Origin of the sequence: Vibrio sp. Y42_MX_L11, assembly GCF_024181785.1 — a bacterium.
Classification (GTDB): domain Bacteria; phylum Pseudomonadota; class Gammaproteobacteria; order Enterobacterales; family Vibrionaceae; genus Vibrio; species Vibrio diabolicus.
The window spans coordinates 99,776-114,292 of sequence record NZ_JAMZAP010000012.1 but is presented as its reverse complement, the minus strand read 5'-3'; the positions used below and the strand labels follow the sequence as shown (position 1 = coordinate 114,292).

Below are 14,517 nucleotides of genomic sequence, written 5' to 3'. Positions count from 1 at the left end.
TACTTGTAGGCTCCGTGAATGAAACAAGAGGTTTATATGAAAGACATTATTCAAAGGTTCGGGGCCGCGATGTTTGTTCCCGTTCTATTATTTCCAGCAGCGGGCATGTTATTGGGTTTCTCCGTTGTGCTGTTAAATCAAGAAGTGTTTCCTTGGGCACTGGAGGGGAGTGCTTGGGTTAAAGTCTCGACGATCATTTTACAGGCATCACTCGCCGTATTTAAAAATATGGCACTTATTTTTGCCGTTGGGTTACCTATCGCTTTAGCTAAAAAAGCATCTGGTCGCGCTGTACTTGCAACACTCGTTTCCTACATTACGTTTAACTACGTTATTGGTGGAATCCTTCAATTTTGGGGACCAGAACTGGGCGTTAACTATACGGAAGGTGAGCGAGGTTTGACTGAAGTTGGTGGCATTCTAACGCTTGATACAAACTTGCTAGGTGCCATTTTAATTGCAAGTCTTTCTGTTTGGGTTCACAACCGATTCTTTGATAAAAAGCTACCGGATTGGGCGGCTGTATTTGGCGGAACGCCATTGGTTGTGATCATTAGTTTCCCAATTATGGTCGTGATGGCAATTCTAACTTGTTTGACTTGGCCAAGTATTCAGCATGGTATTAACAATCTGCAATCATTTTTGGTTTCTGCTGGATCTTTAGGGGTATGGCTATTTACGTTTTTAGAGCGAATCATGATACCAACGGGGTTGCATCATTTCGTATATGGTCCCGTTTTTTATGGGCCAGTTGCAGTCGATGGCGGGACGGTTGCCTATTGGATTCAAAATATACAGACATTCGCCCAGAGCTCGGAAAGTTTAACGACACAATTTCCCCAAGGTGGTTTGATGTTGACGGGAATGGGTAAAGTGTTTGGTTGTACGGGTATCGCACTAGCACTTTATTCAGTTGCGAAAAAAGAAAATAAAAAGATGGTGATGGGGTTAGTGCTCGGAGCCGCAATCACAGCAATTCTTACAGGGATCACTGAACCAATAGAGTTTACATTCTTATTTATCGCACCTGCGCTGTTTGCTTTGCATGCGTTGTTATCTGCGACAATGGCAACGATCGCCTTTATGTTTGGTGTTTCCGGTAACTTTCAGACTGGCTTGATAGACTTTATTTTCCAAAACTGGTTGCCTTTGGCTGGTAACCATGCGGGAACATACGTGATTCAGATTATTATTGGTCTCATGTTTACTGGTGTTTACTTTGTGACGTTTCGCGCGCTTATTTTAAAATACAACATACTTACTCCGGGACGTGAAGGTGCAGATAGTAAGTTGTATTCCAAAACTGACTACAAAGAAGCGAAAGCGGTCCACAACAGTAGCGCAAGTCCGTCACAAGCTAGTGCCTTTATTGAAGGTTTGGGTGGAAAAGAAAACATTGAATTGTTAACTAATTGCGCGACGCGTCTGCGTGTTAAAGTTAAAGATGTCTCCCTTGTAAAGGAGAACGCATTTTTCACACAGCACGGAGCGGTGAATATTGTTAGAAATCAAGAGAGCCTTCAAATCATCGTTGGTTTAACGGTGCCACAAGTTCGCGAAGATATGAGCCAACTGATAAAAGCTTAACCCCCAAACTAATGCTCCAGCTCATATGGTTCAAAGGTGAGATAGAATTATCTCACCTTTTTTGTGTACATGAAGCATATTTCGCTCAGTTTCCACAAAAGTGGGGAGGAGTTATCGAGCGAGCTAAAAATACAGTTAGGTTATACCCGCCTGTATTGTTGGAAGACTTGTTGGGTTTCTAAGTGACAGTGGCGCCTTCTATGTTGAAAAGCGTTTTAATTTCTTCCAGCACTTCTGGGTTAGCAATAGCACCAATATTTTTCACAGCTTGCCCGTTCACCAGTTGTTTCACGGCTAGTTCGACCAGTTTTCCTGATCGTGTTTTAGGAATATCACTGATAGCAAAAATTTGGCGTGGTACATGGCGCGGTGAACATTTTGTTTTTAATGTTTGGCGAATTGAATCGGTGAGTTGTTGGGTTAACTCGACGTCGTGAGCGAGTTTTACTAGTAACCAGATTTCTTCAGACTGCTGGTTTAACTTGCCGACGGCGATGGAGTCCTCGACCTCGGGTAACGCGTTCACTTGCTGATAGATCTCAGCGGTGCCGATTCGTACGCCGCCTGGATTCAATGTCGCATCGCTACGACCATAAAAAATAAAACCGCCATGTTCGGTTTGCATCACATCGTCGCCGTGGTGCCAGATATCAGTAAACTTGCTCCAATAAGCGTTGTGATAGCGTTCGCCGTCGTCGTGCCAAAAACCGATAGGGAAATTAGGTAGCGAGTTATTGCACGTTAGTTCGCCGCGTTGCTTTGTAATCGCATTTCCCTCGTCGTCCAAAACACGCACGTCGATTCCAAGCCCTGAACCTTGGCATTCGCCTTTGTAAACTGGTGAGATAGGGTTTCCAAGTACAAAACACCCACAAATATCGGTGCCGCCAGCGATAGAAGCTAGATGTAAATCCTGCTTGATGTGCTGATAGACATAATTAAATTGTTCTGGGTAAAGCACTGAGCCAGTCGAACACAGGGTTGTGAGTGATTTCAGGTCATGTTCTGACTTGGGAGAGTAACTCGCATGCTCCAGTGCCTCTAAGTATTTCGCTGACGTACCAAACAGTGACACGTTATGTTCTTCCGCTAATCGCCATAAGACGGAGTGATCAGGGTAAACCGGACTACCATCGTAAATCACTAAGGTAGCACCACTCGCAAGTGCTGAAACATGCCAGTTCCACATCATCCAGCCACATGTTGTGTAGTAGAAAACCTTGTCTTGTGGTTTGATATCGCAATGTAGTTGATGTTCTTTGAGGTGATTGAGCAAGGTACCGCCCACGGAATGGACAATACACTTAGGTTGACCTGTTGTACCAGAAGAATACAAAACGAATAACGGGTCATTAAACAGTGTTGGTTGATATTGAACTGGTTTTGGAGAAAAGTGGTGAGTAATATCAGACCAATACACAAAGTCAGAAGTGCTAGCATTCTTAGCATTTTGTAAATATTCGATTTGGCATACGCTAATAGTAGCGTCTTCGGAGGTACTGCTTAACTTACTACTAAGAGTGGTGTTTTTGTCCGTCATATCGAAAGCTTTGCCTCCGAACTGGTAGCCATCACAGCAAAAAAGAACTTTCGGTTTGACCTGACCAAAACGCTCTACGACGCTATCGATACCAAAATCAGGAGAGGTTGAAGTCCAAATGGCGCCAAGGCTGGTAGTAGCCAACATGGCTATAACGGTTTCTGGAAGGTAGGGCAAATAACCCGCAACGACATCGCCTTTGCCAACACCACAAGTGATTAGCCATTGCTGAACGACAGACACTTGTTCGAGCAACTGTGTACCAGTGAACTGCTTGTGTTCACCGCGTTCATTGCTAAAAACAATAAACTCGCGCTCTGGTGATTGCTCAGCCTGAGATAGGAGATTCTCTGCGTAGTTCAGCGTGGCGTCAGCAAACCATACTGTGTCTCTATTTACATGGTGATGATTAGAACCTGTTTGTGTCCATTTGGGACTGCCAAGGCTCTTGATTTGCGAACCCATATCTCCGATTACGTTGCAAAACTGCCAAGTATGTCGCCAAAATTCATCATTGTGCTCAATGGACCACTGGTGCAAAGACGCGTAATCATTGATTGAGATATCTTCGGTTTGGTGCGCATTAACCGTCTCGATAAACCGTAACAAGTTGCTATTGCTGACGCGCTCAGCAGATGGTGACCAAATAAGTGCAGAATTTGGCATAGGTCCCTCTAATTTCCATTCTTTTGAATATGACCAAAACAAAATAAAGGGGCGAACATAGCAGTGTTCGCCCTTTATCTGATTGTTTAAAGTTGTTCGGCAAGCTGAGGTAGTACCTCAAATAAATCACCAACCAATCCATAGTCGGCAACTTCAAAGATAGGAGATTCTGGATCTTTGTTGATCGCGACAATCACTTTGGATTCCTTCATTCCTGCAAGGTGTTGGATGGCACCGGAGATCCCAACTGCAATATAAAGCTTAGGCGCAACGATTTTACCGGTTTGACCCACTTGTAAATCGTTGGCAACAAACCCTGCATCAACCGCCGCGCGAGAAGCGCCAATGGCAGCACCTAGTTTATCGGCGACTTGTTCGATCAACGCGAAGTTTTCTTTGCTACCGACTCCGCGTCCACCTGACACAACCACCTCTGCCGCGCTTAATTCAGGACGCTCTGACACGGTTTTATCAACAGAAACCAATTCAACCATTGGGTCTGAGATAGTGACCTGCTGATGCTCGATATCAGCTTGGTTGTGACAAGTAACCGGCTCAAACGCAGACGCGCGCACGGTGACGACGCGAACCTTGTCGCTGGTGGTCACTTTGGCAAATGCGTTTCCTGCATAAATAGGGCGGATAAAAGTGTTTTCATCGATAACTTGGACAATATCGGAAATTTGCCCAACGCCGAACTTCGCTGCTACTCGCGGTGCAAGATCTTTCCCTTTTGATGATGAGCTAGCCCAGATTGCGTCAAAACCTTCAGCAATACTCACTACAATAGGTGCGATACTCTCGGCAAATTGATGCTTAAGTTGCTCATCATCGACACAAATTACGTTTGATATACCATCAACGCGACAAGCTTGCTGAGCGACTTCTTCACACTGGTGGCCTACTACGATCAAAACATTGTCTTGGCTGACTTGTTTTGCTGCATTAACCACTTTGAGTGTGTCCGCATGCAATTGGTTATTGTCATGCTCTGCTATGATTAAGTTCTTCATGAAATCACCTTCGCTTCGTTACGCAGCTTATCGAGAAGCTCTGAGACAGATTCAACCTTGATACCACCTTTTCTTTGCGCTTGCGGTGTGACTTCTTGAATGGTTTGGCTAAATACCACTTCAACACCCAGACTGTCAGGTGTGATTGTATCTAACGGCTTGCGCTTGGCTTTCATGATATTAGGCAAAGAGGCAAAACGCGGTTCATTCAGGCGTAAGTCAGTACTGATCACAGCAGGTAAGTTCATCGCGACCGTCATCAAGCCGCCATCCACTTCTCTCACGACCTGAACTTTTTGATCTTCTATCTTAACGTCGGAAGCGAAAGTTGCTTGAGGCCAGTCAAGTAGGGCTGCCAACATCTGAGCTACTTGGTTGTTGTCGGTATCAATCGACTGTTTACCCGTAATCACAAGCTGTGCTTGTTCTTGCTCAACCAGAGCTTTGAGCAGCTTAGCGACGACTAATGGCTCTATTTTGTCTTCAGTATCGACATGAATAGCGCGATCGGCGCCTAATGCAAGCGCGGTACGTAGTTGCTCCTGACATTGGCTACCGCCAGCACTGACAACGATGACTTCATCTGCAATACCTTGCTCTTTTAGTCGTACGGCTTCTTCAACGGCTATTTCGCAAAATGGATTAATCGTCATCTTGACGTTATTGGTTTCAACATCGCTATGGTCCGCTTTCACGCGAACTTTAATGTAGGGATCAATGACCCTTTTGATTGGCACTAGTATTTTCACGTTAGATTCCTTTTTACAGTGAAGACTATGTGTTTACAGGGAAGACGATGTGATGACGTCTTTAAAATGATGTTAATTTACCTTTACGTTTGCGTCAACTTTAAATATATTGTTGCTTAACAAGTTGGCAACATGCAAAGAAAAAGGAATGCAATCATGGAAAGAGACTGCATGGAATTTGATGTTCTGATTGTAGGCGCTGGTCCCGCAGGTTTGTCTGCGGCATGCCGAATCAAACAATTAGCAGCAGAAAAAGAACAAGACCTCTCTGTTTGCGTGGTAGAAAAAGGCTCTGAAGTTGGAGCGCATATTTTATCGGGTGCAGTGTTTGAAACGCGAAGTTTGGATGAACTGTTTCCTTATTGGCAGGAAAAAGGCGCACCGCTCAATACCAAAGTAAACCAAGATAAAACCTACTATCTAGGCAATGAAATTAATGGTCATGAGCTGCCTTCTTGGGCGGTGCCTAACACGTTACATAACGACGGTAATTACATTATCAGCTTGGGCAGTCTATGCCGATGGATGGCGTTGCAGGCCGAGAACTTAGGGGTGGAGATCTACCCAGGTTTTACCGCCAGTCAAGCGATCATCGGTGAAGATAGTCGTGTTTGTGGTGTGGTCACGGGAGACATGGGGTTAGACAAAAATGGTGAACAAAAAGGAAATTTCGAGCCTGGTATTGAGCTGCGCGCGAAGTTTACTTTATTTGCTGAAGGCGCGCGGGGTCATATTGGTAAGCAATTGATTAAACGATTTAATCTTGCTGAAGAGAAAACACCGCAACATTACGCTATCGGTTTTAAAGAGTTGTGGGAAATCCCATCAGAGCATCATCAGCAAGGTTTAGTAGTGCACGGATTAGGTTGGCCGTTATCAAACGAAGCCACAGGTGGCAGTTACCTCTACCATTTAGAGGGAAACCAAGTTGCCGTTGGGTTGATTGTTGACTTGAATTATAAGAATCCGCACTTGAGTCCATTCGATGAGTTTCAACGTTTTAAACATCACCCGTTGATTGAGCAATACCTCAAAAATGGTAAACGCATTAGTTATGGCGCAAGAGCGATCACCAAGGGCGGTTTCCATTCGCTTCCCACGCAACAGTTTGCTGGTGGTTTGTTGATTGGCTGTGATGCAGGAACGCTTAACGGCGCTAAAATTAAAGGCACGCACACCGCAATGAAATCAGGCATGCTTGCCGCCGAAGCAGTATGTGAAGCCCTTGAGAGTCAGTCAGTTACTGCTGATTATCAAAAGCTCTTCAAACAGTCTTGGCTGTATGAAGAGCTTTATCAAGCACGTAACTTCTCAAGTGGCATTCACCGCTTTGGATCGTGGCTGGGCGGTGGCTTAGCGCTGCTGGAACATAACGTGTTAAAAGGTAAAGCTAAGTGGCATATCCGCTGTGATAAGCCCGATCATCAGTCTCTGTTATTGGCGGAAAACAGCAATGAAATTGTCTATCCGAAGCCTGATGGCGTGTTAAGTTTCGATCGCCTCTCTTCTGTTTATCTATCCAATATCTTCCATGAGGAAGATCAGCCGTGCCACTTACGTTTGGCGAACCAGCGCATTCCCATCGAGCAGAATCTTGAGTTATATGCAGAGCCAGCACAGCGCTATTGCCCGGCTGGCGTGTATGAAATCGTACAGGGGGATCAGCAGCCAGAGCTACAAATAAATGCGGCAAACTGTATCCACTGTAAGACCTGCGACATCAAAGATCCAAGTCAAAATATTACCTGGACACCGCCGGAAGGTGGTGGTGGCCCTAACTATCCGAATATGTAGTCGCCTGAGAATAATTTTTATTAACAATTTATTTACTTAAAGTTTGCGTTAGTTCAAATCTTTCTCGATGAACTCGATTGCAACTTAATCTTTCAAGCACTATTCTGATTTTAAATTGACGTTTACGTAAACTGAATACAAAGTTGATGCATAGGTGTAAAAGCGGTTACCAGTATCAAAGTTAGGTTTGATCAAATAGTGCTCAATGGAACGCACTTAAATAACGAAAGGGAGATCAACTATGGTATCGGAATCGCCTCTGTTGCAGGTAAACGATATTTCATTGGCTTTTGGTGGGGTGAAAGCTCTAACTGACGTGAGCTTCCATGTGAATGAAAAGGAAATTTTTTCAATCATTGGTCCAAACGGTGCAGGTAAAACCTCAATGCTCAATTGCATCTCTGGTCGATACACACCAAACAAAGGCTCTGTAATCTTCGCTGGAGATGATGTAACCAAACGAACACCTAGCCAACGAGCTGAGTTAGGGTTGGGAAGGACCTTCCAGAACTTAGCACTCTTTTCTCATATGTCGGTACTGGACAACATCATGGTTGGCCGACACCACCTACTGAAAAATAACTTCGTCACGGGGCCACTCTATTGGTTCTCCAATGCGCAGAAAGAAGAGATGGCGCACCGCAAATATGTGGAAGACGTGATCGATTTTCTAGAAATCCAGCACATCCGAAAAGCGACTGCAGGCACCCTATCTTACGGCTTACGTAAGCGTGTAGAGCTTGCTCGTGCCATTGCCTTAAAACCTAAGTTACTGCTGCTTGATGAACCAATGGCAGGTATGAACTTGGAAGAAAAGGAAGACATGGCACGTTACATCATGGATCTGAATGAAGAATTAGATATCACGATCATCATGATTGAGCACGACATGGGCGTGGTCATGGACATCTCTAATCGCGTTTTGGTTTTGGATTTCGGTAAACACATTGCTACGGGTGAGCCTGAAGAAGTGATGGCCAACCCACATGTGAAACAAGCGTACTTAGGCGAAGAGTTACCGACATTAGAGGAGAGTGCATAATGGCACAGCAACATAATGATTGGGCAGATATAACCCGCTTAGATACCTTTCCAAAAGTGTTGCAACACAATGCCAAGAACTGGCCCGAACAAGTCGCAATGCGTGAAAAGGAGTTTGGTATATGGCGAGAGTTCACTTGGAAGGATTATGAAAACCGCGTCAAGTGGATGGCACTGGCACTACAAGATTTAGGTATTGGTGAGCAAGATGTCGTTGGTTTGCTAGGTGATAACCGTCCTGAATGGGTATGGGGCGAGTTAGCGGCACATGCGATCAAAGGTTTCTCGCTGGGCATCTATCAAGATTCCATGCACGAAGAGGTGGCGTACCTCATAAACTATGCCAAAGCAAAAGTCGTGGTTGCGGAAGATGAGGAGCAATGCGATAAGCTACTTGAGCTCGGTGATGAGATCCCAAGCGTAGAATTCATTATCTATTGTGACCCGCGTGGAATGCGCAAGTACGACGACCCACGACTAATTGATGTTGAGCAGGTCTATAAAAAAGGTCAACTGATCGACAAAGCGGATCCCGATAAATATCTCAATATGGTTGCGGCAACCAAAGGCAGCGATCTTTCGATTCTTTGTACCACGTCGGGTACGACTTCCAAACCAAAATTAGCTCAGCTACACAGCGGCACGTTCTTGGATCACTGTGCGGCTTATCTGCGTGCAGACCCGCGCTCCCCAGGCGACAACTACGTTTCTGTTCTGCCTTTGCCTTGGATTATGGAGCAGGTGTATGTGGTTGGTCAGGCGTTGATTTCTCGTCAAATAGTCAACTTCGTGGAAGAACAAGAAACCATGATGTCTGACTTGCGCGAAATCGGTCCAAACTTCGTCCTACTTGCGCCGCGAGTGTGGGAAAACATTGTGGCAGATGTGTCTGCGCGAATGATGGATTCCACGCCGTTTAAGCAGAAGATGTACAAACTGGGCATGAGCTTAGCGAATAAAGCGTTGGAGCAGGGTAAACGTTCAAAACTCGCTGAATGGATTTTGCTACGTGCTCTGCGTGACCGCTTAGGTTTCTCGAATCTAGCATCTGCTGCGACGGGTGGTGCGGCGATGGGACCGGATACTTTCCGTTACCTACAAGCTATTGGTGTGCCACTTAAGCAGCTTTATGGTCAGACCGAAATGTGTGGCGCATACACTGTGCACCAAGCGGATGATGTGGATTATGATTCCGTTGGTGTTGCGTTTGATAATGCAGATGTGAAAGTCATCAACCCGGACAGCAATGGCGTTGGTGAAATCATCGCGAAAAGTACCGGCATGTTTACTGGCTACCTGAACAACCAGGAAGCGTATGACGAAGACGTACAAGACGGATGGATGCATACGGGTGATGCGGGCTACTTTAAAGACTCTGGTCACTTGGTGGTGATTGATCGTCTGAAAGATATGTCGGAAACCAGCCATGGCGACCGCTACTCTCCGCAGTTCATTGAAAACAAACTCAAGTTCTCGCCGTTTATTGCAGAAGCCGTAGTGGTGGGCAAAGGTCGACCTTGGCTATCCGCCATCATCTGTATTCGCTACGCGATTGTTGCGAAGTGGGCAGAGCAGCGTGGTTTGGCATTTACTAACTACACCAACTTATCCGCTCAGCCAGAAGTGTATCAAGCGATTCGTGAAGAAGTGCTGAAAGTGAACGAATCACTGCCAGATGCACAGAAGATCAGCAAATTCATTCTACTTTACAAAGAGCTGGATGCCGACGATGGCGAGCTAACTCGTACGCGTAAAGTGCGTCGTGGTGTGGTTGCGGAGAAATACGGAGACATCATCGAAACCATCTACAGCGACGATCCAAAAGTCGATGTGGATACGGTGATCACTTATCAGGATGGCACCAAAACACGCATTCAAACGTCGCTAGTGATTGAAACGCTTATTGAACATGAGCCAACACTGGTGGATAGCGAACAACGGAGGATCGCATAGTGAATACGGATTTATTACTGCAACTCGTCATTAATGGCGTGATCGTTGGCATGTTGTATGGCGTGGTCGCCATGTGCTTTGTACTGATATACAAATCGACTCAGGTGGTCAACTTCGCTCAGGGTGAGTTCTTGTTGATTGGCGCGTGGGTATGCTGGGCGGCGCTTGTTCATCTGCAACTGCCATTTTTTATCGGCTTTTTACTCACGCTCGCGTTCATGATGGTGTTCGGTATTGCGGTGCAAACCATTGTGCTCAGGCCGTTAATTGGTGAACCGATTATCTCTGTGATCATGGTGACCATCGGTCTGTCTATGTTCTTCCAAGCATTGATGAAATGGATATTTGGTGTCTCAGCTGTGTCGTATCCGCAAGTGTTCGAAACAAATGTGGTGAATATCGGTGGTTTGAACGTTGAGTTCGCTTACATTCTGAGTTTGATCTTCTCGATGCTCATCATGGGCGCGTTCTACTGGTTCTTCAAATTCAGCAAAATGGGTCTGGCAATGCGCGCAACGGCATTTAACCAGCAAGTAGCCCAGAGTCTTGGCATTTCCATCAAGAAAGTGTTCGCCATTAGTTGGGCTATTTCGGCAATGGTATCTGCAACAGCAGGGATTGTTATCGGGATCGTTAACGGCGTATCTGACGCGCTATCCATTATTGGTATCAAAGTTTTCCCAGCCGTTATTTTAGGTGGCTTAGATTCTGTAGTCGGCGCAATTGTCGGTGGCATCACCATCGGGGTGCTAGAGAACTTAGCTGAGTTTTTTGATAGCCAATACCTGCAAGTGGGTAACCTGTACAACATCGCACCATTCTATGTGCTGTTAATCATTCTTGCCTTCAAGCCATACGGCCTGTTTGGTACCAAAGATATCGAGCGTATTTAAGGAGAAATAACATGGCTCAACTTAGCATGCGCCCATGTGGGGATTTTCGAACCACATACAAAAGTGATACGCCAATTTTTGAAACCAAAACCATCAGAAGCCTTGCGATTGCTGGTGTCATCGCCATGCTGGCAGCACCGCTGGTCTTGGATATTTACTTCCTCAATCTGTTTATTCAGGTTGCGTATCTCGGAATCGCGGCGCTGGGCTTAAACATTCTGGTTGGTTTTACCGGACAAATTTCCCTAGGTCATGGCGCGTTCTTTGGCTTTGGTGCCTTTGCATCGGCTTGGCTGAATAACCAGTTCAATATTCCAGTCGTGTTTGCGATTCCGCTTGCGGGTTACTTAACCATGATTGTGGGGATGCTGTTTGGTCTGCCAGCTGCGCGAATTAAAGGCTTATATCTCGCGATTGCGACTTTGGCTGCGCAGTTTATTTTAGAGGACTTCTTTGCTCGTGCAGATTGGTTCAGTGGCGGCTCATATGGTGCTGGTGCAAATCCTATCAATCTGTTTGGCTTTGAGTTTACGACCGATGAAAGCTTCTTCTACATTGCTCTGTTTGCGCTGATCTTTATGTACATGTGGGCATCGAACTTGATCCGTTCTCGTGATGGTCGCGCGTTTGTCTCGGTACGAGATCACTACCTGTCGGCAGAAATCATGGGTATCAACCTAACTAAGTATCGTCTGCTCTCATTTGGTGTGTGTGCGTTCTATGCAGGCATCGGGGGTGCACTCTACGGGCATTATTTAGGGTTCGTATCAGCAGAAGGTTTCACCATCATGATGTCTATCCAGTTCTTGGCAATGATCATCATTGGTGGCTTGGGTTCAGTCAAAGGCACATTGATGGGTACGATATTTATCGTATTACTGCCAGAAGTATTGGAGTTTGGCGTGACGGGGTTGGCTGCGTTTAGCAATAACACTTCGTTCGTTGATGGGCTTGCTTACTTCAAAGAAATGGCGATCGGCTTGGTCATCATGCTGTTCCTTATTTTCGAACCTCAAGGGTTATCGCATCGCTGGCAACAGATTCGAGCATATTGGAAACACTATCCGTTTTCTTATTAATCGGTACGTCGTGTACTTAAGTGGAATATACCTAAATAACAAGGACAACGAGTTATGAACAAAGGACATTTAGCGACAACGTTGGTGCTATCTTCGGCACTGTTTACTACCGCCACTTGGGCAAAAGACTCTGTATTTGTCGGGCAGTTGGTCGACTTTTCTGGACCAACAGCCTACGTGAGTAAGCCTTATGGTTCTGGTGTGCGAGACGCATTACGCTGGATCAACCAAAACGGTGGCATTAACGGTACTGAGCTCGAATTTGAAACGGTAGACATGGCGTATAAAGTGCCAGTAGCCATTTCCAACTACAAACGTTGGGTGGCGCGTAAAGACATGGTTGCGCTACAAGGTTGGGGCACGGCAGATACCGAAGCACTCATCTCGTTTGTGACCAAAGACAAAGTGCCAGTGTTCTCTGCCTCTTATTCAGGTCACTTAACGGACCCAACCGGCAAGAACCCAAAAACCGCGAAACCAGCGCCTTATAACTTCTTCTATGGTGCGTCGTACTCAGATGCGTGTCGTGCACTAGTGAAGTGGGCGAAAGAAGATTGGGAATCAAAGGGCAACCAAGGTACGCCGAAATTTACCCACATTGGCGATAACCACCCATTCCCGAATGCGCCAAAAGAAGCGTGTGCAGAATATGCTGAAGAGCTTGGTTTTGAGGTACAAAACCCAGTCGTTGTGTCACTCAAACCGGGTGATTTCAAAGCACAATGTCTGTCACTCAAAGAGTCTGGCACCAACTACGGTTACATTGCCAATATCGGTAGCTCGGTAATCTCACTCGTGAAGTCTTGTAATACGGTAGGTACAGAGTTCCAGTACATGGCGAACATTTGGGGCGGTGACAAACCAGTACTTGAAGCGGCGGGCGATGGCCTTAAAGATTATGTTTTTCCTGGCATGACGGCGTTTTGGGGAGACGATAACGAAGGCATGAAACTGGTTCGTGAGATTTCTAAGCAGTCTGAATCAGAACCGGGCGAGTTTAGAACTCACCACTACATTCGCGGCATTTGTTCTGCGTTCTACATGAAAGAAGCGATGGAGTGGGCGAAAGACAACGGTGGCATTACGGGTGAAAACATCAAGAAGGGCATGTATGTCCATGACAACTGGGTCCCACAAGGCTTAGAAGGTGTTTGTGTACCTGCGAACTGGAAGCCGGAAGATCACCGTGGCACAACAACCGTGAACGTCTTTATGGGCAACAACGATGGCGGCGCCGTTGATATTAAGAAAGTATCTCAGGTGACATTGTCACGTCGTGACGATTGGCTAGGTTACTAATCTACGACTTATTAATAACAAAGCTTACTGAAAATAAGGATGGGTGAGAGAACGCTCTCACCCTAGCAAGGAGTAGTTTGATGGCTGAATTAGCAACGAATATCGAACCGGCAGAAATACTGCTTTCAGTGAACAACATTGAAGTCGTCTACGACGAAGTAATACTAGTGCTTCGCGGTGTGAGTTTAGAAGTTCCAAAAGGGCAGATTGTGACCTTACTTGGTGCCAACGGTGCGGGTAAATCCACAACGTTGAAAGCCATTTCTGGTCTATTGAAAACCGAAGATGGTGAAGTGACGCGCGGCGAAATCAACTTCATGGGCGAGCGCATAGACAACAAAAGCCCGGAAGAGATCGTCCGTTCGGGCATCTTCCAAGTGATGGAAGGGCGCCGAATTGTTGAAGATATGACGGTAATAGAAAATCTTCGCTTAGGCGCTTACACGCGCACGGACAACGAAGTCGAGCAAGACATCGAAATGGTGTTTGATTATTTCCCTCGCCTTAAAGAGCGCACTGGTCTAGCGGGTTATTTGTCAGGTGGTGAGCAGCAAATGCTAGCGATTGGTCGTGCACTGATGGCTCGTCCAAAAATGATCTTGTTGGATGAACCTTCGATGGGGCTTTCGCCGCTGTTGGTGAAGGAGGTGTTCAGCATTATTAACAAGATTAATAAAGATCAAGGCATTACCATGCTTTTGGTTGAGCAGAATGCCAACTTTGCCCTTCAAGCGGCCGATTACGGTTACATCATGGAATCAGGTAAAATCGTTCTGGATGGTAGCAAGCACGAACTGCTAAACAATGAAGATGTGAAAGAGTTCTACCTTGGCGGTGGCGATGAAGATCGCAAGAGCTTTAAGAACCTGAAATCTTACAAACGTCGTAAGCGTTGGTTGTAAG

Annotated in this window: 11 protein-coding genes; 8 read left to right on the top strand and 3 right to left on the bottom strand. The window is 45.9% G+C overall.

What is annotated here, in order from left to right; translation table 11 throughout:
- Nucleotides 1-36 precede the first annotated feature (36 nt).
- Nucleotides 37-1,587, top strand: a complete 1,551-nt coding sequence (locus NL643_RS13780; RefSeq protein WP_074190707.1) for an alpha-glucoside-specific PTS transporter subunit IIBC — start codon at nucleotides 37-39, stop codon at nucleotides 1,585-1,587.
- A gap of 178 nt (nucleotides 1,588-1,765) precedes the next feature.
- Here the strand turns inward: NL643_RS13780 and NL643_RS13775 are convergent, their stop codons facing one another.
- From NL643_RS13775 to NL643_RS13765, 3 genes are all read right to left on the bottom strand, one after another.
- Nucleotides 1,766-3,793, bottom strand: a complete 2,028-nt coding sequence (locus NL643_RS13775) for an acetoacetate--CoA ligase (protein WP_253644620.1) — start codon at nucleotides 3,791-3,793, stop codon at nucleotides 1,766-1,768.
- An 86-nt stretch (nucleotides 3,794-3,879) separates the two neighbouring features.
- Nucleotides 3,880-4,806: an electron transfer flavoprotein subunit alpha/FixB family protein gene (locus NL643_RS13770; protein ID WP_253644619.1), complete on the bottom strand. Its 927-nt coding sequence runs from the start codon at nucleotides 4,804-4,806 to the stop codon at nucleotides 3,880-3,882.
- The gene (locus NL643_RS13765; protein WP_253644618.1) at nucleotides 4,803-5,555 is read right to left on the bottom strand and encodes an electron transfer flavoprotein subunit beta/FixA family protein; all 753 of its coding nucleotides are present in this window, start codon (nucleotides 5,553-5,555) and stop codon (nucleotides 4,803-4,805) included. Before NL643_RS13765 ends, NL643_RS13770 begins: the two co-directional genes overlap by 4 nt.
- A gap of 156 nt (nucleotides 5,556-5,711) precedes the next feature.
- On the opposite strand from NL643_RS13765, the gene NL643_RS13760 reads away from it, so the two are divergent.
- The 7 genes from NL643_RS13760 to NL643_RS13730 all read left to right on the top strand — a co-directional run bounded on the left by NL643_RS13760 (nucleotide 5,712) and on the right by NL643_RS13730 (nucleotide 14,516).
- On the top strand, nucleotides 5,712-7,349 hold the full coding sequence (locus NL643_RS13760) for an electron transfer flavoprotein-ubiquinone oxidoreductase (protein WP_253644617.1): 1,638 nt from the start codon (nucleotides 5,712-5,714) through the stop codon (nucleotides 7,347-7,349).
- A 241-nt stretch (nucleotides 7,350-7,590) separates the two neighbouring features.
- On the top strand, nucleotides 7,591-8,391 hold the full coding sequence (locus NL643_RS13755; protein ID WP_005373297.1) for an ABC transporter ATP-binding protein: 801 nt from the start codon (nucleotides 7,591-7,593) through the stop codon (nucleotides 8,389-8,391).
- Complete coding sequence (locus tag NL643_RS13750) at nucleotides 8,391-10,343, top strand: long-chain fatty acid--CoA ligase (protein ID WP_253644616.1); 1,953 nt, start codon at nucleotides 8,391-8,393, stop codon at nucleotides 10,341-10,343. The genes NL643_RS13755 and NL643_RS13750 overlap by 1 nt, the downstream gene beginning before the upstream one ends.
- Nucleotides 10,343-11,236 carry a branched-chain amino acid ABC transporter permease gene (locus NL643_RS13745; RefSeq protein WP_005392598.1) on the top strand — a complete coding sequence of 298 codons (894 nt, stop codon included), beginning with the start codon at nucleotides 10,343-10,345 and terminating at the stop codon, nucleotides 11,234-11,236. Before NL643_RS13750 ends, NL643_RS13745 begins: the two co-directional genes overlap by 1 nt.
- A gap of 11 nt (nucleotides 11,237-11,247) precedes the next feature.
- Nucleotides 11,248-12,315 (top strand): branched-chain amino acid ABC transporter permease, encoded by a 1,068-nt coding sequence (locus NL643_RS13740; RefSeq protein WP_253644615.1) that lies wholly within the window; start codon nucleotides 11,248-11,250, stop codon nucleotides 12,313-12,315.
- Nucleotides 12,316-12,369: 54 nt separating this feature from the next.
- On the top strand, nucleotides 12,370-13,614 hold the full coding sequence (locus NL643_RS13735) for an ABC transporter substrate-binding protein (RefSeq protein WP_253644614.1): 1,245 nt from the start codon (nucleotides 12,370-12,372) through the stop codon (nucleotides 13,612-13,614).
- Between the two features lie 80 nt (nucleotides 13,615-13,694).
- Nucleotides 13,695-14,516, top strand: a complete 822-nt coding sequence (locus NL643_RS13730) for an ABC transporter ATP-binding protein (RefSeq protein WP_005392594.1) — start codon at nucleotides 13,695-13,697, stop codon at nucleotides 14,514-14,516.
- Nucleotide 14,517: the final 1 nt, after the last annotated feature.

What these genes read in the sequence shown, in the direction of transcription:
- NL643_RS13760 (WP_253644617.1), top strand. Translation starts at nt 5,712, where the DNA reads ATGGAAAGAGACTGCATGGAATTTGATGTTCTGATTGTAGGCGCTGGT.
- NL643_RS13780 (WP_074190707.1), top strand. Translation starts at nt 37, where the DNA reads ATGAAAGACATTATTCAAAGGTTCGGGGCCGCGATGTTTGTTCCCGTT.
- NL643_RS13770 (WP_253644619.1), bottom strand. Translation starts at nt 4,806, where the DNA reads ATGAAGAACTTAATCATAGCAGAGCATGACAATAACCAATTGCATGCG.
- NL643_RS13755 (WP_005373297.1), top strand. Translation starts at nt 7,591, where the DNA reads ATGGTATCGGAATCGCCTCTGTTGCAGGTAAACGATATTTCATTGGCT.
- NL643_RS13730 (WP_005392594.1), top strand. Translation starts at nt 13,695, where the DNA reads ATGGCTGAATTAGCAACGAATATCGAACCGGCAGAAATACTGCTTTCA.
- NL643_RS13735 (WP_253644614.1), top strand. Translation starts at nt 12,370, where the DNA reads ATGAACAAAGGACATTTAGCGACAACGTTGGTGCTATCTTCGGCACTG.
- NL643_RS13740 (WP_253644615.1), top strand. Translation starts at nt 11,248, where the DNA reads ATGGCTCAACTTAGCATGCGCCCATGTGGGGATTTTCGAACCACATAC.
- NL643_RS13775 (WP_253644620.1), bottom strand. Translation starts at nt 3,793, where the DNA reads ATGCCAAATTCTGCACTTATTTGGTCACCATCTGCTGAGCGCGTCAGC.
- NL643_RS13750 (WP_253644616.1), top strand. Translation starts at nt 8,391, where the DNA reads ATGGCACAGCAACATAATGATTGGGCAGATATAACCCGCTTAGATACC.